Source organism: Asanoa hainanensis (assembly GCF_900188485.1).
GTDB lineage: Bacteria > Actinomycetota > Actinomycetes > Mycobacteriales > Micromonosporaceae > Asanoa > Asanoa hainanensis.
The window spans coordinates 476,195-497,835 of record NZ_FZPH01000003.1 but is presented as its reverse complement, the minus strand read 5'-3'; the positions used below and the strand labels follow the sequence as shown (position 1 = coordinate 497,835).

The window sequence follows — 21,641 nt, the reverse complement described above, 5'->3', positions numbered from 1 at the left end:
TTCCACCGTGCGTCGCACCATAGCCATCGCCGCCGCAGCCACCGCCAGCCTCGTTCTGGGCCTGGGCATGGCCGCCTGTGGCTCGGACTCCGCGGGCGGCTCCGCTTCCGCCGCCGACGCGCCGCTGAAGGTCGGTGTGAGTCCGGTTCCGCACGGCGAGATCCTCAAGTACGTGTCGGACAAGCTGGCCCCGGCCGAGGGCCTCAAGCTCGACATCGTCGAGTTCAACGACTACATCCAGCCCAACGTGGCCCTGCAGGACAAGCAGTTGGACGCCAACTACTTCCAGCACATCCCGTACCTGGAGGAGGAGGTCGCCTCCAAGGGCTACAAGTTCACGCCCCTGAAGCCGGTCCACATCGAGCCGCTGGGCGTCTACTCGAAGAAGGTCAAGTCGCTGGCGGACCTGCCCGTCGGCGGTGTGGTGGGCGTTCCCAACGACCCGTCGAACTCGGGCCGGGCGCTGAACCTGCTGGCCGCCAACGGAGTCATCACCCTCAAGGACGGCGCGGGCGTGAAGGCCACCGAGGCCGACATCACCTCGAACCCGAAGAACCTGAAGTTCGAGCCGCTCGAGGCGGCCCAGCTGCCCCGCAGCCTGGAGGACACCGCCGCGTCGGTGATCAACGGCAACTACGCGATCGAGACGGGCCTGACCCCGGCCAAGGACGCGCTGGCGCTGGAGAAGGGCGAGAACAACCCGTACGCGAACCTGGTCGTCGTCCGCACGGGCGACGAGAACGACCCGCGGATCGTGAAGCTGGAGAGGCTCCTGCACTCGCCCGAGGTGAAGAAGTTCATCGAGGACAAGTACCAGGGCTCGGTCCTGCCCGCGTTCTAAGCCCGCGAAGGAACGGCCCCTCGGAGAGCTCTCCGGGGGGCCGTTCTCGTCAGCGGTGTTCGACCGTGAAGCCGAGGTCGCCGAGGACCTTGACCGCGCCTGTCTTGCCGCCCTCGAAGTCGCCCGAGGCCAGGCGGGTGCCCGTGGCGAACTCGTAGGCCGTGCCCAGGATGGCTTTCGGCGGGTAGTGGTTGTTGCCGTTGACCAGGTCGTACGTCGTGGTCGGCGCGAAGCCGTGTGTCGCGAAGAAGGTGTCCGGGCCCAGCCGGTCGTATTCCTTCATCGCGCGTACGACGTCGGTGTTCCTGACCTTGTTCCACTCCGGTGTCATGAGACTCTCCTTCCCAGGAAGTCACGCATCAGGCCGGCCACCTCGTCGAGGTGGCTCTCCAGCAGGAAGTGGCCGCCGTCGAGCAGGTGGATCTCGGCGTCGGGTGCGTCGGCGGCGAACGCCTCGGCGCCCGCGGGGCCGAAGATGCCGTCGTTGCGGCCCCAGGTCGCCAGGACCGGCACGCCGCTCTCTCGAAGGTACGCGTGCAGCTTCGGGTAGAGCGGCAGGTTGTTGGCGTAGTCCGCGAAGAGGTCGAGCTGGATCCGGTCATTTCCGGGGCGGCTGACCAGCGCGTGGTCGTGCGTCCAGGTGTCCGGGCAGATCAAGGTCTCGTCGGGTACGCCGTGCAGGTACTGCCAGCGGATCGCGTCCAGGGTCAGCGCGGCCCGGACGCCGGCTTCGGTCGACGGATCGCGCCAGTATTCGCGCACCGGTGCCCAGAACTCCTCGACCAGGCCGGCCTCGTACCCGTTGCCGTTCTGGGTGATGATCGCGGTGATGGCGGCCGGGCGCGCCAGGGCGAGCCGCCAGCCGATGGGCGCGCCGTAGTCCTGCACGTAGATCGCGTAGCGCTGCACGCCCAGCGTGGCCAGCAGGCCCGCCGTGAGGTCAGCCAGCCGGTCGAAGGTGTAGTCGAAGTCTTCGATCGGCGGCGCGTCGGAGAAGCCGAAGCCCAGGTGGTCCGGCGCGATCACGTGGTAGCGGTCGGCCAGTAGCGGGATCAGGTCGCGGAACATGAACGAGCTCGTCGGGAAGCCGTGCAGCAGCACCACTGTCGGCGCGTCCGGCGAGCCGGCCTCTCGGTAGAAGAGCCGCTGACCGTCGACGGTGGCGTACCGGTGATGCATGTGTTTCTAACCTCCATGAGCAGCGAAGATGGTTACAACTAGCAACCTAGGACCGCGTCAGCTAACCTGTCAAGCGGTTCACGAAGGTTAGGAGAACGATGAAGTCGGACGAGGCTGTGCTGCTGGCCATCCTCAACAGCACGCCGGTCGTCGAGGGGGAGCAGCGCGACGAGCTCGCCGACCCGCAGTGGCTGGTGGGGCTGGGCGGGCGCGGCACCCGCAAGGAGCGCGAGCACGTCGTCGCGGCCCGGGCCGCGCTCCAGGACGTCGTGCGCGGTGCGCGACCCCCGGCCACGCTGGCTGCCCTGCTCGACGGGGTCGCGTTGAAGCCCGCGATGACCGACGACGGCATCGCCTGGAACGCCGACGTCCCGGCCGACCGCGACCTCGCCGTGCGCGCCGTCCTCACCTGGGACGCGCTGGCCAAGGGGAGCCCGGGCCGGCTGCGGCCGTGCGCCAACGACGAGTGCCAGCTCTTCCTGATCGACCACAGCCGCACGAACACCGCACGCTGGTGCTCGATGGCCGTCTGCGGCAACCGGATGAAGGCCCGCCGGCACTACCAGCGCAACCGCTAGAGAAGCGCCTCCAGCCGAGCCAGGTGCTCGGTGACCGGGCCCACCGTGAGCATGCCGCTCCCCGCGCCGGCCAGTTCGCCCGCCGCCGGGGCCAGCGCGCCGTGTGCCCGGAGCGCCCACTCCCGGTCGCCCGCCCGGACGGCCGCCGCTCCGAGCAGGCACCACAGCGCTTCGAACAACAGGTCGTGCGGCGGCTCCGGGGCGGCGTCCAGGGCGGCGTCGTCGATCAGCGGGCGCACCCACGGCCCGTACGGGCCCCAGTTGGTGTCCGCCGCGAACTGGATCGGCTGGTCGTGCCACACCCGCAGGCAGAGCAGGGCCAGCGGCAGCAGGCCGCGCTCGACGCCGGGCATGCCCGTGCCGGACAGGTCGGTCGCCGCCGCGCGGTAGGCGGACTCTGCCGGGGCTCCGCTCGCGGCCAGCCGCAGTGCCGCGTACCACCGGGTGAAGACGCCGACCAACGGCCGGCCGTATCGTCCGGCGAGTCGGTCGGCCGCCGCGGCGTGCTCGTCCGCCGTCGTGAAGTCGGCGAGCGCCGAGCGGGCCTGCATCCGCACGAGGTGGCCGAGGATCTCGAACGACGCCAGGCCGTTGGCGGCCGAGATCTCGGTGAGCTCCGCGCCGATCCGGTCGCGTTCGGCCGCCAGCCCGGCGTGCTGGAACGACTGCATGAAGACACCGTTGAGGACGAACGCCAGCAGCGCCGGGTCGCCGAGCCGGCGGGCCAGGCGCTCGGCCTCGCGGGCGGCGGTGTGCCGGTCCGTGCCCCGGGACTCGACCGCGACCGTTGCCAGCAGGCGGGCGCGGATGAAGTCCGGAGCCGCGGTCGGCAGCCTGGCCAGCGTCCGTTCGGCCGCGGCCACGATCGCCGCCGCCTGCTCCGGGTCGTCGGACCTCGTCCAGATCGCGGGTACGTCGTAGCCGCCGATCACCCGCGCGGTGAGCTCCGGATCGCCGAGCCGTTCGGCCGCCTCGACGGTGGCCAGCCGTTGCCCGCGGGCCGCCGCCAACCCGCCGCCGACCGCGAGGCCACGCAGCAGGTCCACAGTCGACTCCAGCCGGGCCGGGCCGCCGGCGACGACGGTGCGCTCGTACGCCGCGGCCGTCAGCTCCCAGGTGTCGAGCGCGGGTGGGTCCTGGCGGAGGATGTCGGACTCGAGTTGCCGCAGCGCCGGGCCCGGGTCGATGCCGAGCTGCTCGCGCAGCAGGTCGCGGGCCCGCCGCAGCACGGCGAGGGCGTCCGCCTGGCGGTTCGCCCGCCACAGCGCCTCGGCGAGCAGCCGCCAGGCGTCCTCCCGCCACGGGTGGCCGGCCGCGTGGGCGTCCAGGTCGGGCACGACGTCGGCGGCCCGGCCGAGCCGGATCAGCGCTTCGGCGCGCAGCTCGACCGCGCGCAGCCTTACCTCCTCCAGCCGGGCCCGCTCGTCCCGGGCCCAGGGCTCGTCCAGTCCGGCGTACGCGGGTCCGCGCCACCAGCCCAGGGCCTCGCCCAGCCGCTCCGGAGCGGCGTGCCCCTCGACCGCGGCCTCGAACCGCCAGGCGTCCACCGCGTCCGGTGCCGCCCGCAGCGCGTACCCCGGGCCCTCGGTGACCAGCAGTGTTGGTTTCGTGCGCGGTGCGCGGTCGGGCTCCAGCGCCCGGCGCAGGGCGGCGACGAACGTGCGCAGGGCGCTGACCGCGCCCGACGGCGGGTTGGTCCACAGGTCGTCGACGAGCTGGTCGACCGGGACCACCCGGCCGCGGGCGACCACCAGGCGGGCCAGCACCGCTCGGTGCCGGGGGCCGCGCAGGTCGACCGGCGCACCGGGAGCGGACCAGGCGACGACCGGGCCGAGGACGCCGAAACCGACAGACACGCAGGTCAACGTAGCGCGCTCATCGGTTGCTCATCCGCGATCGGCACGCTGGACCCGTACCAATCGATCAGGAGAGGACCCTCGAGATGATTCCAGGTTTCGACCAGCTTCGCGTCCCGGCGGACGCGGATGTCGCCCTCAACGTCGCGGTGGGCGGGTCCGGCAGCCCGATCGTGCTGCTGCACGGCTTCCCACAGACCCAGTTGATGTGGCGCCACGTGGCGGCCGACCTGGCCGTCGACCACACGGTTATCTGCCCCGACCTGCGCGGTTACGGGGCCAGCGACAAGCCCGCGGCGCGGGACGCCGACACCTACTCGAAGCGCACGATGGCCGCCGACATCGTGGCCATGGCCCGCGCGCTCGGGCACGAGCGGTTCGCGCTCGCGGGCCACGACCGGGGTGCGCTCGTGGCCATCCGGGCCGGCCTGGACCATCCCGACTCGATCGCCCGGCTGGCGATCCTGGACGTGCTGCCGACGCTGGACATGTGGGACGTGCTGCACGGCGTCAACGCGGCCGTCGCGTTCCACCTCTACCTGATGGCCCAGCCGCCCGGGTTGCCCGAGCGGATGATCGCGGCGACCGCGGACGAGTTCTTCGGCTCGTTCCTGGACGGGTGGGGCGGAGAGGGAATTCCCGAGGAGGTACGTGCGGAGTACCTGGCCGCCTCCCGCGCGGCGGTGCCGTCGATCGTGGCGGACTACCGCGCGTCGGCGGGCATCGACGTCGAACACGACCGGGCCGACCGGGCGGCCGGCCGCCGGCTGGCCATGCCGGTCACCGTCGTGCAGCAGGACTGGGGCGCGGCGCTCGGGTACGACGCGGTGGCACTGTGGCGGGCCTGGGCGCCGGACCTGGTGCACCGCACCACCACGGCCGGGCACTTCATGGCCGAGCAGGCACCCGCCGAGATCGTCAAGGACCTCCGCGATCTGCTGAATCGATGACACGTACGGGTCAAGCGCACACGGCGTCCGTCGTGCCGGCCCGGGTTCCGGCTCTACGGTGGACAGCGATGCCGTAGGGAAGGGGTCACGACCCGTGCACGAGGTTTCGGAGTCGCCGGAGGAGTGGCCAGGCGACTACGCCGGCGAAGAGCCGCTGCCGACCGTCCACCGCCGCGTGATGCTCACCGACCTGCCGGACAGCGGTTTGGAAGAGATCGCCCGCCGACTCAAGCTCAGCATGCCGGAGGCCGAGCCCGTCCCGGAACCCGATTGGCAGCCCGAACCCGACCCGGAGCTGGAGCTGACACCCGCCCCGACAGCGGTCGTGGCACCAGCGGTGGAACCACCGCCGACACCGGAGCCGGCACCCGCGGAGCCGACCGAGCCGGCAGAGCCGATCTTGGCGGTGGAGCCGGTCCAGGTGACAGAGCCGGTCCAGGTGGCGAAGCCGGTGTTGTTGGCGGAGCCGGTCCAGGCAGCGGAGCCCGTCCAGGCAGCGGAGCCCGTCCAGGCAGCGGAGCCGATCCGGGTGCCGGTGCCGATCCAGGCGGCGGCGCCGGCCATGCCGGCCCTAGTGCCAGTGCCCCCGATCGTGGCCGTCCCGGAGATCACCGCGGTGCCACCGTTCGTGGCGGCACCAGAGCCGCCGCCAGCGGTCGTCGACCGCGGGCCCGTGCTAGCCGGGCTACCGGTGGCCGAGCTAGAGGAGCTGGCCCACGAGCAGTTCGCGCGGGTGGTCCACGGCCCAGCGGAGGTGCCGGCGACCGACGAGCTCTACGAACACCTCCGCGGCGCGGGCCTACAGCGGATCGACGCGTTCGCCTACCGGGTCGAGGACGGCCGACCAGTAGTGGTCGTCCGGCCGTCCTCGGCACCGGAAGGCGCCCGCACCCTGCACCGCGTCGTGCGTACCCCTGATCGGGAAGCGGTCTGGCAGCTCGTCGACGTCTGGATCGGCGTGCCGATCTCGACGGTCCGCAACCCCCCGACCGACCTCCTGGAAGCCGTTTACTACGCGGCGTACTAATCGATGAAGATCGTCTTCTTCTGGCTTTCGATGCTCTTCAAGATGCTCGCCGCGTCGCCGGGCTTGCGGATGAACTCCTGGAACGCCGGGATGATGACCGTCGACGCGAAGTCCGGGCGGGTGTCGCGGTCCAGGAACTGGGCGATGTTCTTCGCGCTGCCGACCAGTTCCGCCGACTTCTTCTGGATCGTCGTGTAGGAGCTCGTGTCGGCCTTCGTGTTCGACGAGATGAACGGCTCGCCGAGCTTGCTGGCCTCCGCCGCGGCCGAGGGCGCGGCCAGGTAGGCGAGCAGTTTCTTCGCGCCCGCCCCGTTCTTGGGTTTGGCGCTCATGCAGAAGCCGTCGATCGGGGCGTCGATCGCGTCCGAGCCGATCGCCGGGTCGATCGCCGGGAAGGTGAACAGGTCGACGTCCTCGCGCTCGCCCTGCGGGAACTGGTCGATCAGGAAGGTGCCCAGCAGGTACATGCCGGCCTTCTTCTGCTGCAACGACTGCGCGGCCTCCTGCCAGGTGCGGCCGAGCGCGTCCGGCTGGTGCAGCGGCAACAACTGCGCCCAGGTGTCGAAGACCTTCTTGACCTCGGCGCTCTCCCAGGATCCCTTGCCGGCCATCAGGTCGATGTGGAACTGGTAGCCGTTGATCCGCATGTTGAGGATGTCGAAGGTGCCCATCGCGGGCCAGCCGTCCTTGTCGGCGAACGCGATCGGCACCAACCCGTCGGACTTCATCTTGTCGGCCAGGGTGGACAGCTCGTCGAGGGTGGTCGGCGGCGTGTAGCCGCGTTCTGCCCAGACGCTCTTGCGATAGAACAGCGCCCACGGGTAGTAGGACTGCGGCACGAAGTACTGCTTGCCGTCGTCGCCGGTGGAGGCCGTCTTGAACGATTCAGCGACGCCGTCCAGGGGCCAGACGTCGCTGATGTCGCCGACCAGCCCGCGCCGGGCGAAGAACCGCATGCGGTAGCCGGCGAACCAGGAGAACACGTCGTCCGGGCTGCCCTGCAGGTAGTTGTTGATGTTCTCCTGGAACGTGTTGTGGTCGATCTCGTTGAGCTTGACCGTGATGCCGCTGTTCTTCGCCTGGAAGTCGGCGACGGCGGCCTGGCGCTGCTTGGCGAACGTCGAGCCGACCTCGTTGGAGCCGAAGGTCACCTCGCCGGTGCCGTCGCCGCCGGTGGTGCCGCCACCCTCGTCGTCACCGCAGGCGGCGAGCGCGGGAGCGGCCGCGAGGGCGGCGGCACCGAGGAGCAGGGATCGCCGGGGTACGGGCAACCCGAAAACCGAGGGCGCCGGTGAACTCTGATGTCTCATCCGATCCTCCATAGGTTGGGCAGAGGGTTAGCAGAGGAGGCGGGCGTCGGCCCAGTCGGCGTGGTCGAAGTCGATCCCGTTGCCGCCGTCACCGAGCACGAGGCGCAGCGCCCCGCGGCCGGTCACGTCGAGGTCGACCGTGGCAGGGCCGGACGCCAGCGTCACGGGTGGGCTGGTGTAAAGCGTCACGCCGTCGGCGAGCACGGTGAAGACGACCCGCGCGGTGGCGGAGGTGACCTCGGCGTCGATGCCCGCGACGGCGGTGAACCGCTCGCAGGTGCCGCCGAGGTTGACCGTCAGGTCGCCGGGCGCGTGCCCGCCGATGCCGCGCACGTAGCTGACGCCGCCCGAGGTCAGCACCGCGCCGTCGCCGGCGGCCTGCTCACCGTTGGACTGGTCGCGCTCGGCCGGTCCCCAGCCGTTGGAGCCGGTGAACGAGGGGCTCGAGCCGGTGCCCGGTGCGGTGCAGGTCAACGTGGCGCCACCCCAGTCGGCGTGGTCGTAGTTGGCGTTGTCGCGCCCGTCGGTGACCCGTAGCTCCAATGTGGTGTATCCGCCGGTGGCCACCGAGAGTCGGGTCGGTCCGTCGGCCGCGCGCTTGATCCCGCTGTAGGCGAGCAGCTTGCCGTCGCCGTACACCTGGAACCGGACCGACGCGGCCGCGTTGGTCACCTCGTCGTCGATGCCGACGTTCGTGGTGAACAGCGGGCAGGCGCGGCCGAGGTAGAGGTGCACGGCGCTGTCGGCGTGGACGCCGACGCCCTTCGCGTAGGTGGTGCCGTTGATCGTCAGCGGGCCGCCGTCGCCGGCCGCCTGCTCGCCGTTGGCCCGGTTGCGCTCGGCCGGACCCCAGAAGTTGCTGGACGTGAGCCAGGCGAGGTCGCCGACCTGGTAGGTGCCGGCGGCCGGAGCAGCGGCCGGCGTGCCGGTGCGGTTTACCCGGAACATCGCGGCACCGTGCGCCGCCACGGAAGCGGAGATCGCACCTGTAGAGGTCGAGGTCGCGCCGGTCCAGAGGTTGCGCAACGCGTAGGACGACGAGCCGCCGAGGCCGATCTCCGCGGCGGAGGTCGTGATGGTGGCGGTGGCGGTGGACCGGTTGAAGAGCACGACCGCCGCGCCGCCGTCACTCATCGGCTTGGCCCACACCTCGGTCTCGCCGAAGTCGCGGACCTTGCGGCCCTGGGAGCCGCCCCAGTCCTGGTTGACCGCGATCACCTCGGCGTTGCGGATGATGCCCAGGGTCGCCGCGGACATCGAGCGCAGGTCGTTGCCGAGCAGCAGCGGCGAGTTGAGCAGGGCCCACAGGCTGAAGTGGGCGGTGTATTCGGTCGTGGTCATCCCGCCGTTGCCGACCTCGAGCATGTCGGGGTCGTTGAAGCCGTTGTTGCGGGCGAACGGCTCCAGGCCGTTCTGCTGGTCGAGCAGCGACAGCACGCTGCCCCAGTTGTCGCTGATGTCGCCGGTCGTGCGCCAGAGGCTGCCGCCCACCTGCGGGGCGAAGACCCACGGGTCGGCCAGCCCCCAGTTGCAGATGCTGTAGACGATGGCCCGGCCGCTGGCCTTGAGCGCGTCGCCCATCGCCTTGTAGCGGGCCGCGTCCGGGCGGCCCTGGTTGTTGCAGTTGTCGTACTTGAGGAGGTCGACCTCCCAGGCGGCGAACGTGTTGGCGTCGACCACCTCGTGGTCGAGGCTGCCCGGCAGCCCCTGGCAGGTCGCGGTGCCGGCGGACTCGTAGATGCCGAGCTTGAGCCCGCGGGCGTGCACGTAGTCGGCGAGGGCCTTGATGCCGCCCGGGAAGCGGGTCGGGTGGGGTTGCAGCCGGCCCTGCGCGTCGCGGGTCGACGCCATCCAGCAGTCGTCGATGTTGACGTAGCGGTAGCCGAGGTCGTCGAGGTTGTTCGCGACGATCGCGTCGGCGGTCTGTTTGATCAGGTTCTCGTCGATGTCGCAGCCGAAGCGGTTCCAGCTGTTCCAGCCCATCGGCGGCGCGGTGATCGGCACGACAGGAGTCGCCGCCGACGCGGCGGGCGCGGTGGCCACCAGGGTCGAGGCGGCGAGCAGCGTGATGGCCAGGAGCGACAGCGGCTTTCGCATGATATGCACCAATCTTCGTGCCGCCACAACGTTACGTCAGTAAATATTGATGGTTACGATCATGCAAGGGCCCGATCAATGGGAGGCGCCATGCGCTCGCGAAGACGGTTGACGCCACTCGACCGGATCGTCGTGACGCTGATGATCGGCGTACCCCTCGTGTTCGTGGTCCTGCTCGTCTGGTTGCCGGCCCTCTCCTCGGTCGCGCTGTCGTTCTCGCGGTGGGAGGGCTTCGGCGGGCTGAGCTCGATCGACTGGATCGGCTTCGACAACTACCAGAACATCGCCACGATCTACCCGCCGTTCTGGCCGGCGATCTGGCACAACCTGATCTGGGTCGGCTTCCTGTTCCTGATCCCCACGCCGCTCGGGATGTTCCTCGCCGTGTTGCTGGACAAGGAGATCCGCGGCAGCCGCCTCTACCAGACGGCGTTCTACCTGCCCGTCATCCTGTCGCTGGCGCTGACCGGCTTCATCTGGCAGCTCATCTACTCGCGGGACCAGGGCCTGCTCAACGCGGTGCTCGGCACCCAGATCGACTGGTACGGCGACCCGAACGTCAACCTGTGGGCGGTGCTGGTCGCGACGGGCTGGAAGCACACCGGCTACATCATGCTGATCTACCTGGCCGGCCTGAAGGCGGTGGATCCGGGGTTGCGTGAGGCGGCCCGGGTCGACGGGGCGAGCGAGCCGCGGACCTTCTTCTCGATCGTCTTCCCGGTGCTTCGGCCGATCAACCTGATCGTCCTGGTCATCACGATCATCGAGTCGCTGCGCGCGTTCGACATCGTGTGGATCGTCAACAAGGGCCGCAACGGCCTGGAGGTGATCGCGGCGCTGGTCGCGCAGAACATCATCGGCGAGGCGAGCCGGATCGGCTTCGGCTCGGCGCTGGCGACCATCATGCTGCTCATCTCGTCGGTGTACGTCGTCGTCCACCTGCGTGCGACCACGAGGGGAGAGGACCGATGAAGCCCCGGTACGTGCTGCACGCGTTCCTCGCGGTGATGGCGGTGGGCTGGCTCGTGCCCCTGCTCTGGGGGCTGTTCAACTCGCTGCGCGACTACGACTACACCGGCACGCACGGCTACTTCTCGTTCGGTGGCTTCACCTTCCAGAACTACGTCGACGCCTGGCAACGCGCGGAGTTCGGCGAGAAGTTCCTCAACTCCCTCTACATCACCGTGCCGGCCGTCGTGCTGACGCTGTTCCTCTCGGCGTGTGCCGGTTTCGTCCTGGCCCGCTTCAGCTTCAAGCTCAACCTGACGCTGCTCGGCGTCTTCGTCGCCGCCAACCTGTTGCCGCCGCAGGCGCTGCTGATCCCGGTCTACCGGGCGTTCCGCGAGCTGGAGCTGCTCAACAGCTACACCGGGCTGATCCTCATCAACACCGCGTTCCAGATGGGCTTCTGCACGCTGGTGCTGAGCAACTACATGAAGACCATCCCGCACGAGTTGTACGAGTCGGCGGAGGTCGACGGCGCCGGTGTCAGCCGGCAGTTCTTCACGCTGACCCTGCCGCTCGTGCGGCCGGCCCTGGCCGCGCTGACCACGTTGCAGGTCACCTGGATCTACAACGAGTTCTTCTGGGCCACCGTGCTGCTCCAGGACGGCGACAAGTTCCCGATCACGAGCTCGCTCAACAACCTGCGCGGCGAGTTCTTCACCGACTACAACCTGCTGTCGGCAGGCTCGATCATCGTGGCGCTGCCAACGCTGCTGGTCTTCTTCGTACTCCAGCGGCAGTTCGTGTCGGGTCTGACCCTGGGGTCCACCAAGGGTTAGCCACTGCCCGGCCAAGGCCAGCATCTCGGCCTGCTCCTGCCGTGAGGTGGCGTTGTTCGATGAGATATGCGCTGCTAGCCATGTACCATTACCGTTTTCCCGAGGTCGTTTGGCGTGAGGGAGAGTGTGGATGGCAGCGCGCGAGGCCACACCCCAGAACGGCTGGTGGAAGGCTTATCACGAGGTGGTTCCGGGTGGCTACCTTGACCTCATCGCCGCCGAAGAGGACGCTGCCGAGATCGTTCATTTCCACCCGACGTTCGTTCCTGGTCTGTTGCAGACCAAGCAGTATGCGAAGGCCCTCATTCCGTCGACGTCGTTGAAAGATCTGTCCGAGCGGGACATCGAGAGCCTCGTCGAGGTGCGCATGATGCGACAGCGCTCCGCATTGGACGAGGCTGGTCGCCGACGACTGATCTTCTTGCTGGACGAGTCGTGTCTGTACCGGCCAGTAGGTTCGGCAGAAACGATGCGATCGCAGCTCAACCACCTTCTGGAGATGTGTGAGCACCCCGCTGTCGTGCTGTCCGTGATCCCGTTTCGGTCCGAGTTGCATCCAGGACTGCTCGGCCCTTTCATGCTTCTTCGGTCCGCGGATAGCTTCGCGGACGTGGTCTGCTTCGAGTGGCAGCGCGGGAACACGTTGGTGCGCGGCGAGCCAGATCTCGCTCGCCGGTATGGCTTGTTGGCGGACCGGCTTGTCGATGCCGATCCAGACGGCGCGAAGCGCCTGATCCAAGCCGCCATCATCGGCCTGTCGACAGAAGCGTCGGGCGGCGCCGAGGCGCCGCCCGATGGTTACCCGCTGGGAAAATGACTGCTATCGGTCGTCTCCGGTGCGCAGCCCGTCCACAAAGGCTTGCCAAGAATCGGGCGAATACGTCAAAACTGGACCGGTTGGATCCTTGGAGTCTCGGACGCCAACGTCCGCCCCCGCCAGTAAAGTGAACTCTACGCAGTTGGCGGTGTCGGAGCTGTAACTGCTCTTACGCCATTGCGAGGAGACTTCGCTCCGCGCACCATCCATCTTGAATAATCCTCTCGTAGTGAAGTCTTTGGTCACGGCACGGAGTTGATCATTTTGGCCGACTTGGCAGAGTCGAGCGCCAACTCCTGGAGGGCCGCAAACGCTTTCTGGTACCGTTCAACTTCTTTCGGGTCCGTGCGGATCACTCCGCCGGTCAAGCCATCACAGAATACAGTTGTCGGCGTGCGGCCGTCGTCGAACTCGAGGATTGCGAACGGCCCGCCGAGCCCCGGGTGGGCGCCGACGGAGAGCGGCAGAACCTGAACAGTTGTCGCAGGTCGGGCCATGAACTCAAGGATGCGGCGCATTTGCAACCGCATGACGTTGTCATCACCGATCGATCGGCGCAGGACCGCTTCGTCGATCACCACGTCGAGCCGGACACTCCGGGTAAACACCAACTGCCGCGAGAAGCGGGCCCGGAGTCGTTCGTCGGCGTATTCCTCTTCGTTTTCCGGTGTTGCTCGAACGAGAGCCGAAGCGTACTCCGGGACCTGTAATAGGCCTGGTATCACGATCGCTCCATACAGTGCCATGCGCGTTGCTCGGCCTTCGAGCCCGATGTATTTCTCGTACGCGAAGGGGATGGCGACCGCGCTCGAATCCGATTCGGCTGCCGCCGCTTCGATCAGCAACTGGACCTTTGCCCGCGTCTGCTGGTCGGCCTCGTAGAGATCAAGTAGGAGTCGCAGGTCTGGGGTGCGAATACCCGAGACTGCCGTCTCGACCCTGCTGATCTTGGCTGCGGACCAACCAAGCTGTTCCGCAGCCTGAGCCGCCGTCAACTGTCGTTGACGGCGAAGGGCTCTGAGAACCGAGCCGACCGTATCGGCCGCATGCGCACGGTCGTCCGCTGGCATCCGCACACGATTGCACCTTGCAAGCGAGGCCGCAAGGTTATTGCACGTTGCATTTGCGGTGGCACGACAACTCTGCACGTCAGATGACATAGATGCAAGCCGTCTGCATGCGTTGCAAAACTCCCGTTGATGTTGCGACTGTTGTCCCAGGGAGAGCGGCGCGTCGCGCCGCGTGAAACACCTTCGTGGGGAGGACGAGATGAGCCAGCCCAACGCTAACGAGGGACGGCAACAGCGCTTTTGGGACACGCTGCCAGCGGAGGCTCAGGACGCGTTCCTGGCAGTGGGGCAGCCGATCAACGCGAAGATCTACGATGTGCTCGCGCTGCAAACCGACGCGTCCGGCGACATCCTGTTGATCCGCTCCGGGCTCGTCAAAGCGATTGCCCGGGCGGGGCAGCAGAAGGTGTTGCTGTCAGTGCACGGCGCCGGCGCGTTGCTCGGCGTAACGGCCTACCTCGCGGGCCGCCCGACGTTGGCGGCGGTGGTGGCAGTGGAGCCGACGGAAGCGGTCCGGATCGGACGAGCCGAGTTCGGAGCCTGGCTCGCGCAGTTCCCCCGCATTCAGGCGGACTTCCACCGCGCCATCGCGGTCCGCCAGCTCGCCGGTGACGAAACCCGGATCGCGACCGCCTCGTTGTCGGTGAGCGAACGGCTCGCGAGGCTCCTCCTGAAGGTCATGGAAGAGCCCGACGACGGATCGGTCGACGGCAGGCGGACGGCGGTGAGGTTGTCCCAGGCGGAGCTCGCGAGTTGCATCGGCGCCTCGTTGCGCTCGGTGACCCGATCGATGGCCAGCTGGCGACGGAGGCAGATCGTCATCGCCGATGAGCGCCGGTCCGTCGTCGTCCGTCAACCGGACGCGCTCCGGCGCATCGCCGGGCTCGGCCGCTGAACGTTCGTGATCCGGAACCTGGGAGGGCGACATGGCCAAGAAGTCGGCGCCGGTGGCGCCACCAGAACGTCCCGAGGACCGCAAGGGTCTGCCCCTGCGCTGGGCAGTGATCCTGTCCGTGGCGTGCCTGGCGGGAATCGCCGGAAACGCGGCCGCCGGGCCCGCCGCGGGCATTACCGCTTTCGTCCTGGTCGCTGGTCTACTGCACACCATTGTGGATTGATCGTGGGATCATCCGTCATCGGCCGCCGTGACGTGCAGGATCGCGTCGCAGCGGCCGACGGTCTCCGCGTCCAGGGGGAAGTAGCCCTGTTCCGGGGTCGGGTCGGTGCGGCTGGTCAGGGTGCGGTCGTTCAGGGCCGCGTCGATCGCGGTGCGGTCCAGGAGGGTCGTTTTCGACCCGGCCAGGGCGGCCTCGAAGGTGCCTTGCGGCGGGGCCGACAGGTTCAGGGCGGTGCTCGCGCCGAGGCTGCCGATGATGACCGCGTAGCGGTCGCCGAGCAGGGCCGAGACGATCGAACCCGCGGACGACCATTCCAGGTCCATGCCGGCCAGGTTCCAGGTGCTGGGGTGGCGTTGCAGGTGGCGGTTGTTCGCGTACACCAGGGTCGGGCCGCGGTGTTGTTCCTCGGCGCGGATGGCCAGCAGGTTGTGCGCCATCCAGGCGTCGCGGACGCCGAGCAGGCGCGAGGTGCGGGCCGCCTGTGGTGCGGGGGCCGCCGCCTCCGCGTGGTAGCCGAGCAGCCGCACCGCCACGTCCGCGTGCAGGTCGGCCCGGCGCCAGTCGGCCAACGACGTGGCGGCGACCAGGCTCGGGGCGTTGGCATACAGCGCGGTTCGCAGGTCGTCGGCGATGCCGCGCAGGCGCAGGGCTTCGGGTGAGCGGCCGACCGAGCGGGTGTGGTCCATGATCGCGGACGGGTCGGTCCAGCGGGTGTCGGCGCCGATCAGCTCGTCGAGGTCCACCGGCGGGTCCACGTGCTCGCTCAGGTACGCCAGCACGTGCACCAGATAGCGGCGCGGGCTCGGTGCGCCGGTCATCTCCAGCGGCGCGTCGAAGCCGTGGAAGGCCAGCCGCTCCGCCACCGGCCGCCCGCCGTTGTAGGCCCGCATCCACTCCACGAGCTCCGCGTTGCCGGGGAGGGCGCCGAAGCCGTGGCTGAAGGCGTCGGCCGGCAGTTCGTCGGTCTCACCCTGGACGTACGCGTCGACCGCCAGGCCGGCGAGCCGGTCGGACTCGTACGCGAACGAGCGGAAGCCCGCCTCGACCAGTTCCCGGAAGAGCTCGTTGCGCGCGAACGCGAAGGCCGGTTCGCCGTGGGTGGGTTCGCCGAGCGCCAACAGGTCACGACTGGCCAGGAACTCCGAAACCGTCATGAGCCGGGACGTTACCCCCACCCGCGCGCGGCGACGGCGCTCCTGCGGGGTCAACCGGCACGTGAAGTTTTCTTTCATGCAATAACTCGGCCCTTGAAAATTCCTCCATGTTCCGGTTGGCTCGCTGGCATGGGTATCCGTCTATCCGCCCGCCGGGCCGGGCCGGTTCTGCTGCCGTTGCTGGCCGCGTTGCTGGCGGGTGGGCCGGCGGTCGCCACGCCCGTCGACCAGGTGGCGGCGGCCCCGGCGATAACCACCTCGATCGAGACCGACCGGCGTACGCGGCCCGTCGCGCCCGGGTTGGAGCTCACCTCCTTCGACCGGCTGGACGCCAGCGGGTGGATCCGGGCCGACGCCCTGACCGCCGACCTCGCCGGCTCGGGGCTCTCCGTCGGCTATCTCAACACCGGCGCCGTGGCCCGCACCGCACCCCTGCGTGGGGTCGCCGACCAGGCCGGTGCCGTCGCCGCGGTCAACGGGGACTTCTTCGACATCAACCAGTCCGGGGCCGCGCAGGGCGTCGGGGTGCGCGACGGCGCCCTGGTGCAGTCGCCGGTCGCCGGGCATCCGGACGGTGTCGCCGTCGGGCCGGACGGGGTCGGGCGGGTCGTGCAGTTCTACTTCGACGGGACGGCCACGCTGCCGGGTGGGCCGGTCACCCTCACCCAGTTCAACAACCTCGTGCAGGCCGGTGGGATCGGCGTGTTCACCGCCCTGTGGGGTGACTACGACCGGGCCCGCGCGGTGGCCGGCGCGGCCCGGGTGACCGAGGTGACGCTGGCCGGCGGCCGGGTGGCGGCGGTGACCGGACAAGCCGGGAAGGGTCCGATCCCGGCCGGCACGACGGTCCTGCTCGGGCGGGACGCCGGGGCCGACGCGCTCGGCGGGCTGCGGCCGGGTGACGCCGTCGAGGTGACCTATCGGGCCCGGCCCGACGACGACCGGGCCGTCGCGGCCGCGATCGGTGGCAACCGGGTGTTGGTCCGCGACGGCGTGCCGCAGGACCTAGGCGACGTGACGCCGGAGCCGCGTACCGCGGTCGGGTTCTCCACCGACGGCAAGAAAATGATCATGTTGACCGTGGACGGGCGCCAGGCGGACAGCCGTGGTGTCACGCTCACCGAGCTCGGCCGGCTGATGGCCTCGCTGGGCGCGCACGACGCGCTCAACCTCGACGGTGGCGGTTCCTCGACGCTGGTCGCGCGCGAGCCGGGTGCCGCCGCGGTGCGGGTCGAGAACGCGCCGTCCGACGGCTCCGAGCGGCCGGTGCCCAACGGGCTGGCGATCTACGCCCCGGCGGGCAGCGGGCGGCTGCGGGCGTACTGGGTGGAGACGGCGATCGACCCGGAGGCGGCGCCCGGGATCCGGCCGGACCGCGTCTTTCCGGGCCTGACCCGGCGGTTGACCGCGGCCGGCTACGACGAGACCTACGGCCCGGCGGCGGGCACCCCTGGCTGGCGTGCGACCCATGGGACCGTGTCGAAGGCCGGCGTCTTCCGTGCCCTGCTGCCGGGCCGGGCGACCGTCACCGCAACCAGCGGCAGTGCGCGCGGGGACATCGACCTGGTCGTGCTCGGGCCACTGTCCAGGGTGGACGCCACTGCGGACAAGGTGGCGCTGGACGGTGCCGGGGCGACCGGGACGTTCGGCGTCGTTGGCTACGACGCCGAGAGCAACAGCGCCCCGATCGAGCCGGCGGACGTCCGTCTCGACTTCGACCCGGCGCTGGTCGACGTGGTGGCCGGCGCCAACGGGTCCTTCACCGTCAAGGCGGTGGCCGGCAGCGGCGCCGGGCTGGTCACCGCGACCGTCGCCGGACGCAGCACGGTGGTGCCGGTGTCGATCGGCCTGACCGACGTGCCGGTCGCGACGTTCGACGACGCCGCCGCCTGGCGGTTCAGCGCCGCGCGGGCCACCGGGTCGGTCGCGCCGGCGCCGGGTCACACCGGTGGCGGGCTGCGGATGGCGTACGACTTCGGCCAGTCGACCGGCACCCGGGCGGCGTACGCGGACCCACCACAGTGGATCCCGGTGGACGGGCAGCCGCAGGCCTTCGGGATGTGGATCTACGGCAACGGCAAGGGGGAGTGGCCGAGCCTGCATCTGCACGACGCGCTCGACCAGCAGCACGTGCTGCGCGGCCCGTACGTCACCTGGACCGGCTGGCGCTACGTGGAGATGGCGGTGCCGCCGGGCGTCCAGTATCCGGTGCGGATCCGCCGGTTCTACGTCGCCGAGACCGATCCGGCCGAGGCGTACCAGACCGACATCGTGATCGACGACCTGGTGGCGCGGGTGGCGCCGCCCGTGGACGTGCCGCCGGAGCCGCCGCGCACCGACCGGGTCGTGCTGCGGAACGGCACGGTCGACGGCGCGCCCTGGCGGCTGGCCGTGCTCTCGGACGCGCAGTTCGTGGCCGCGGATCCGGACAGCACCCAGGTCGAGCGGGCCCGCCGGACGTTGCGGGAGATCCGCGCGGCCGGTCCGGACCTACTGGTGATCAACGGCGACCTGGTGGACACCGCGTACCCGGCGGACTTCGCCCTGGCCCAGCAGATCCTCGACGAGGAGCTGGGCGGCGCGCTGCCGTACTACTACGTGCCCGGCAACCACGAGGTCATGGGCGCGCCGATCACGAACTTCACGTCGGTGTTCGGACCCACGTCGCGGGTGGTCGACCACCACGGGACGCGGCTGGTCACCCTCGACAGCAGCGCGGGTTCGCTGAGCTTCGACCAGGTGGTGGCACTGCGTGCCGCCCTGGACGCCGCCGCCGTTGACCCGCGGGTCGGCTCGGTCGCCGTGTTCGAGCACCATCCGCCACGCGACCCGACGCCGGCGAAGGCGAGCGAGCTCGGCGACCGCAAGCAGGCGGCGCTGGTCGAGCGGTGGCTGGCCGACTTCCAGCACCGCACGGGCAAGGGCGCGGCGTTCGTCGGCGCGCACGTCGGCACGTTCCACGCCGACCGGGTGGACGGCGTGCCGTACCTGGTCAACGGCAACAGCGGCAAGGAACCGTCCACCGCGCCGCACCTCGGCGGCTTCACCGGCTGGACGATGCTGGGCATCGACCCGGTCACGCCGGCCGAGGCGGCGCGGGCCCGGCTCGACCCGTTGGTCGAGGGTCCACGATGGATCGAGGCGGAGGTCAACCCGCACGTGGACGCGGTGACCCTGGCGGCGCCGGCCACCGTGGCGGTCGGCACGCCCGCGGTGGTGTCCGCGAGCCTGACGCAGCCGGGCGGGCGGCTGGTGCCGGTGGCGCCGCCGGTGACGGCGCAGTGGTCCGGTTCGGCCGACATGCACGTCGGTTCGGCCATCGGGATCCGGCCGGGTGACCGGGCCTGGTTCGACCCGGCCACCGGCCGCCTGACCGCGTTGCGTGCCGACGGAAGCGTGACGCTCGCGGTGACGGTCAACGGCGTGAAGGCCGCCGCGACCGTGGAGCTGCGGAGGCGCTAGCGGAAGAGGGTGCCGGTGCGCGGGCCGTCGGTGAACGAGGCGAAGCAGGTGATGGAGCGCGCACCGCTGTCCCAGCCGTCCCGCAGGGGATGGAGGACGCCGAGGACGACCGTTTCGTCATCCGCGTACGCGGGTGCCCACTTCGCCAGTTCCTCGGCGCACTCGTCCTCCTGCAGGCCCAACAGCTCGTCGTCCGTCGGGAAGGACCGCTCGCGGTCGAGCGTGATGATGCCGACGACCTGAGCCTCGTGCGGCTCACCGCAGTCGGTGGCGGTGACGTTGCGCAGCACCTCGACGTCCGGGAACTCCTTGATGCACTGGCCCAGGAACAGCGAGTCCGCCGCCCGGCGGTAGTCCGTGCGTTTCAGGCTCTCCTGGTCGACGTGCCACATGACGCCCAGGCAGCCGGCCAGCACGACGACGAGCGCGGTCACCCCGGCCGCGATGAGGACGCGCCGGCGGCGGCGTTTGGCGAGCAGCTGGGGATGGATCTCCGTCACGGTCGGAACGCTAGAAGATCAACGCTAGGGGAGCTGGGCCAGGGGTAGGGGACCGCGGGTTTTGATCGTCCGGATGGCAAATGTGCTGTGTGCGTCGACGATCGACGGAATGGTGAGGATCTGGTCGATGAGCAGATGTTCGTACGCCGCCAGGTTGGCGACGGCCGCCTCGACCAGGATGTCGGCGCGGCCGGAGATCACGTGGCAGGCGACGATCTCGGGGATGGCGGTCAGCTTCGCCTCGATGCGCTTGGCGTTGTCGCGGGAGTGGCGGTCGACGCGGAGCTCGACGAAGACCGTGAGGTCAAGGCCGAGCCGGGCGCGGTCGAGCTCCACCCGGTAGCCGGCGATCAGGCCGTCCTGCTCCAGCGCCCGCACCCGGCGCAGGCAGGCCGAGGGCGACAGGGCGACCGCCTCGGCCAGGTCGACGTTGGCGATCCGGCCGTCCTGCTGGAGCCGGGCCAGGATCGCGCGATCGGTGCTGTCGTACTTAGCCATTGGCGGATTGTTGCGTGATTTTATGCTGAACCGCAACGGAGTTGCGTCATTGACGCCTGGACCGCGCACGTTTGCCATCGTGTGCGGCGGCAACGTTGCCAGACTGCGGAGCATGACCAGCGACATCGGCATCGCCCGCGGCACCGCCCTCTACATCGGCGCCCTGCTCGGTCCCGGCCTGCTGCTGCTGCCCGGGCTCGCCGCCGGCCAGGCCGGCCCGGCCTCGATGGTGGCGTGGGTGGTGCTGCTCGGCGCTTCGGCCCTGTTCGCGGTCGTGTTCGCGGCGCTCGGCGTGCGCCACCCGTCGGCCGGTGGGGTGTGGGGCTACGCCAGCGCCGGCCTCGGCCCGCGCGCCGGACGGGTGGTGGCCTGGTGCTTCCTGGCCGGCGTGATCGCGGGCGCCCCGATGGTCTCGGTGGTCGGTGGCAACTACGTCGCCGAGCTCACCGGTGGCGGGGTCCGGGTCGCCGCGACCACCGCGGCCGTGCTGCTCGTCGGCACGCTCGCGGTCACGGCGCGCGGCGTACGCACGTCGGCGACCGTCCAGTTCGGACTCGTGGCCCTGCTGCTCGTGATCGTCGTCGGCGCGGTCGCGGGCGCCGCGCCGGCCAGCCGGGCGGCCAACTGGACCCCGTTCGCGCCGCACGGCTGGGCCGCGCTGGGTCCCGCCTCGGCGACCCTGATGCTGGCCTTCGTCGGCTGGGAGGCGATCGCGCCGCTCACTACCCGGTTCGCGCGGCCGCGACGGCAGCTTCCCGTGGTGATCGCGATCGCGTTCGCCGCCACCGCCGTCGTCTACCTGGCGCTGGGCTTCGTCACCGTCGCGGTGCTGGGGGAGCGGGCCGCGACCGAGGTGCCGCTCGCCGCCCTGCTCCAGATCGGCCTCGGCGACCTGGGCACGACGGTCGCGGCGGTCGGCGCGCTGGTGCTCACGATCGGGGCCATGCTGGCCTACCTGGCCGGGGCGGCCAGTCTCGCCCGCGCTCTGCGCCCGGACCCGCCCGGCCCGGAAGCGCACGGTGCCACGGGACTGCCGCGGTGGCTGGCCGGTGCGGTGCTCGTCTCCGGTGTCGTGCTGATCGGGCCGTTGGCCACCGGGCGGATCGAGCTCGCCACCCTCGTCAACGTGCCCACCACGTTCTTCCTGGTGGTCTACCTGGGTTGCACCGCGGCCGGTTGGCGGCTGTTGCGCGGTGCGGCGCGGGTCTGTGCCGGCATCGCCTGCGTCATGGTGGCCGTGGTGCTGGCCTTCTGCGGGCCGGCGCTGATCCCCGCCGCGCTGGTCACGGTGGCCGCGTCGGTGCGCCGGAGCGGCACCCGCCGAACAGTCGGGCATCCGCTTGATGCCGCTCCGGACCCCGGTTAGTCTCGGCTCGAAACATTTTCGAGGTGGGAGAAAC

The 21,641-nt window shown here is 70.2% G+C and carries 21 protein-coding genes; 11 read left to right on the top strand and 10 right to left on the bottom strand.

Annotation, left to right across the window (positions count from 1 at the left end; translation table 11 throughout):
- The first annotated feature begins 7 nt into the window (after window positions 1-7).
- On the top strand, window positions 8-841 hold the full coding sequence (locus CHC05_RS09885; protein WP_245870748.1) for a MetQ/NlpA family ABC transporter substrate-binding protein: 834 nt from the start codon (window positions 8-10) through the stop codon (window positions 839-841).
- A gap of 49 nt (window positions 842-890) precedes the next feature.
- Here the strand turns inward: CHC05_RS09885 and CHC05_RS09880 are convergent, their stop codons facing one another.
- Window positions 891-1,172: a ScoMcrA-related endonuclease gene (locus tag CHC05_RS09880; protein WP_089247000.1), complete on the bottom strand. Its 282-nt coding sequence runs from the start codon at window positions 1,170-1,172 to the stop codon at window positions 891-893.
- The gene (locus tag CHC05_RS09875; RefSeq protein WP_089246998.1) at window positions 1,169-2,020 is read right to left on the bottom strand and encodes an alpha/beta fold hydrolase; all 852 of its coding nucleotides are present in this window, start codon (window positions 2,018-2,020) and stop codon (window positions 1,169-1,171) included. The genes CHC05_RS09880 and CHC05_RS09875 overlap by 4 nt, the downstream gene beginning before the upstream one ends.
- 98 nt (window positions 2,021-2,118) lie before the next feature.
- Here CHC05_RS09875 and CHC05_RS09870 point away from each other — a divergent pair, with 98 nt between their 5' ends.
- The gene (locus CHC05_RS09870; protein ID WP_089246996.1) at window positions 2,119-2,598 is read left to right on the top strand and encodes a CGNR zinc finger domain-containing protein; all 480 of its coding nucleotides are present in this window, start codon (window positions 2,119-2,121) and stop codon (window positions 2,596-2,598) included.
- Here CHC05_RS09870 and CHC05_RS09865 read toward each other — a convergent pair.
- A complete protein-coding gene (locus CHC05_RS09865; RefSeq protein WP_089246994.1) occupies window positions 2,595-4,454 on the bottom strand; it encodes an AfsR/SARP family transcriptional regulator in 1,860 nt (619 codons plus the stop codon). The two genes, CHC05_RS09870 and CHC05_RS09865, sit on opposite strands and share 4 nt — an antisense overlap.
- Window positions 4,455-4,540: 86 nt before the next feature.
- Here CHC05_RS09865 and CHC05_RS09860 point away from each other — a divergent pair, with 86 nt between their 5' ends.
- Window positions 4,541-5,404 (top strand): alpha/beta fold hydrolase, encoded by an 864-nt coding sequence (locus tag CHC05_RS09860; protein ID WP_089246992.1) that lies wholly within the window; start codon window positions 4,541-4,543, stop codon window positions 5,402-5,404.
- Between the two features lie 94 nt (window positions 5,405-5,498).
- Window positions 5,499-6,431 (top strand): hypothetical protein, encoded by a 933-nt coding sequence (locus CHC05_RS41365; RefSeq protein ID WP_089246990.1) that lies wholly within the window; start codon window positions 5,499-5,501, stop codon window positions 6,429-6,431.
- Here CHC05_RS41365 and CHC05_RS09850 read toward each other — a convergent pair.
- Both CHC05_RS09850 and CHC05_RS09845 read right to left on the bottom strand, forming a co-directional pair.
- Entirely contained in the window at window positions 6,428-7,741 is a 1,314-nt protein-coding gene (locus tag CHC05_RS09850; RefSeq protein WP_245870747.1) for an ABC transporter substrate-binding protein, read from the bottom strand. The genes CHC05_RS41365 and CHC05_RS09850 overlap by 4 nt on opposite strands.
- Window positions 7,742-7,768: 27 nt before the next feature.
- Window positions 7,769-9,838 carry an NPCBM/NEW2 domain-containing protein gene (locus tag CHC05_RS09845; RefSeq protein WP_144022534.1) on the bottom strand — a complete coding sequence of 690 codons (2,070 nt, stop codon included), beginning with the start codon at window positions 9,836-9,838 and terminating at the stop codon, window positions 7,769-7,771.
- Between the two features lie 90 nt (window positions 9,839-9,928).
- Between CHC05_RS09845 and CHC05_RS09840 the strand changes: the two genes are divergently transcribed.
- From CHC05_RS09840 to CHC05_RS09830, 3 genes are all read left to right on the top strand, one after another.
- Entirely contained in the window at window positions 9,929-10,810 is an 882-nt protein-coding gene (locus tag CHC05_RS09840) for a carbohydrate ABC transporter permease (protein ID WP_089246986.1), read from the top strand.
- Window positions 10,807-11,622: a carbohydrate ABC transporter permease gene (locus CHC05_RS09835; RefSeq protein ID WP_089246984.1), complete on the top strand. Its 816-nt coding sequence runs from the start codon at window positions 10,807-10,809 to the stop codon at window positions 11,620-11,622. Before CHC05_RS09840 ends, CHC05_RS09835 begins: the two co-directional genes overlap by 4 nt.
- A 130-nt stretch (window positions 11,623-11,752) precedes the next feature.
- Entirely contained in the window at window positions 11,753-12,439 is a 687-nt protein-coding gene (locus CHC05_RS09830; protein ID WP_089246982.1) for a DUF5753 domain-containing protein, read from the top strand.
- 3 nt (window positions 12,440-12,442) lie between these two features.
- Here the strand turns inward: CHC05_RS09830 and CHC05_RS09825 are convergent, their stop codons facing one another.
- Together CHC05_RS09825 and CHC05_RS09820 are read right to left on the bottom strand one after the other, a co-directional pair.
- Window positions 12,443-12,649 (bottom strand): DUF397 domain-containing protein, encoded by a 207-nt coding sequence (locus CHC05_RS09825; protein ID WP_089247519.1) that lies wholly within the window; start codon window positions 12,647-12,649, stop codon window positions 12,443-12,445.
- A gap of 32 nt (window positions 12,650-12,681) precedes the next feature.
- Entirely contained in the window at window positions 12,682-13,509 is an 828-nt protein-coding gene (locus CHC05_RS09820) for a helix-turn-helix domain-containing protein (RefSeq protein WP_179266108.1), read from the bottom strand.
- A 199-nt stretch (window positions 13,510-13,708) separates the two neighbouring features.
- Here CHC05_RS09820 and CHC05_RS09815 point away from each other — a divergent pair, with 199 nt between their 5' ends.
- Window positions 13,709-14,404: a Crp/Fnr family transcriptional regulator gene (locus tag CHC05_RS09815; RefSeq protein WP_089246978.1), complete on the top strand. Its 696-nt coding sequence runs from the start codon at window positions 13,709-13,711 to the stop codon at window positions 14,402-14,404.
- A 31-nt stretch (window positions 14,405-14,435) separates the two neighbouring features.
- Window positions 14,436-14,627 carry a hypothetical protein gene (locus CHC05_RS40610; protein WP_144022533.1) on the top strand — a complete coding sequence of 64 codons (192 nt, stop codon included), beginning with the start codon at window positions 14,436-14,438 and terminating at the stop codon, window positions 14,625-14,627.
- Window positions 14,628-14,635: 8 nt separating this feature from the next.
- Here CHC05_RS40610 and CHC05_RS09810 read toward each other — a convergent pair whose 3' ends face one another.
- Window positions 14,636-15,781: an erythromycin esterase family protein gene (locus tag CHC05_RS09810; protein ID WP_089246976.1), complete on the bottom strand. Its 1,146-nt coding sequence runs from the start codon at window positions 15,779-15,781 to the stop codon at window positions 14,636-14,638.
- Window positions 15,782-15,910: 129 nt separating this feature from the next.
- Here CHC05_RS09810 and CHC05_RS09805 point away from each other — a divergent pair, with 129 nt between their 5' ends.
- The gene (locus CHC05_RS09805; protein WP_089246974.1) at window positions 15,911-19,243 is read left to right on the top strand and encodes a phosphodiester glycosidase family protein; all 3,333 of its coding nucleotides are present in this window, start codon (window positions 15,911-15,913) and stop codon (window positions 19,241-19,243) included.
- On the opposite strand, the gene CHC05_RS09800 is transcribed toward CHC05_RS09805, so the two are convergent.
- Both CHC05_RS09800 and CHC05_RS43010 read right to left on the bottom strand, forming a co-directional pair.
- Window positions 19,240-19,743: a septum formation family protein gene (locus CHC05_RS09800; RefSeq protein ID WP_089246972.1), complete on the bottom strand. Its 504-nt coding sequence runs from the start codon at window positions 19,741-19,743 to the stop codon at window positions 19,240-19,242. The two genes, CHC05_RS09805 and CHC05_RS09800, sit on opposite strands and share 4 nt — an antisense overlap.
- A gap of 24 nt (window positions 19,744-19,767) precedes the next feature.
- Window positions 19,768-20,241 (bottom strand): Lrp/AsnC family transcriptional regulator, encoded by a 474-nt coding sequence (locus tag CHC05_RS43010; protein WP_089246970.1) that lies wholly within the window; start codon window positions 20,239-20,241, stop codon window positions 19,768-19,770.
- A gap of 112 nt (window positions 20,242-20,353) precedes the next feature.
- Between CHC05_RS43010 and CHC05_RS09790 the strand changes: the two genes are divergently transcribed.
- Complete coding sequence (locus CHC05_RS09790; protein ID WP_089246968.1) at window positions 20,354-21,607, top strand: APC family permease; 1,254 nt, start codon at window positions 20,354-20,356, stop codon at window positions 21,605-21,607.
- Window positions 21,608-21,641 lie beyond the last annotated feature (34 nt).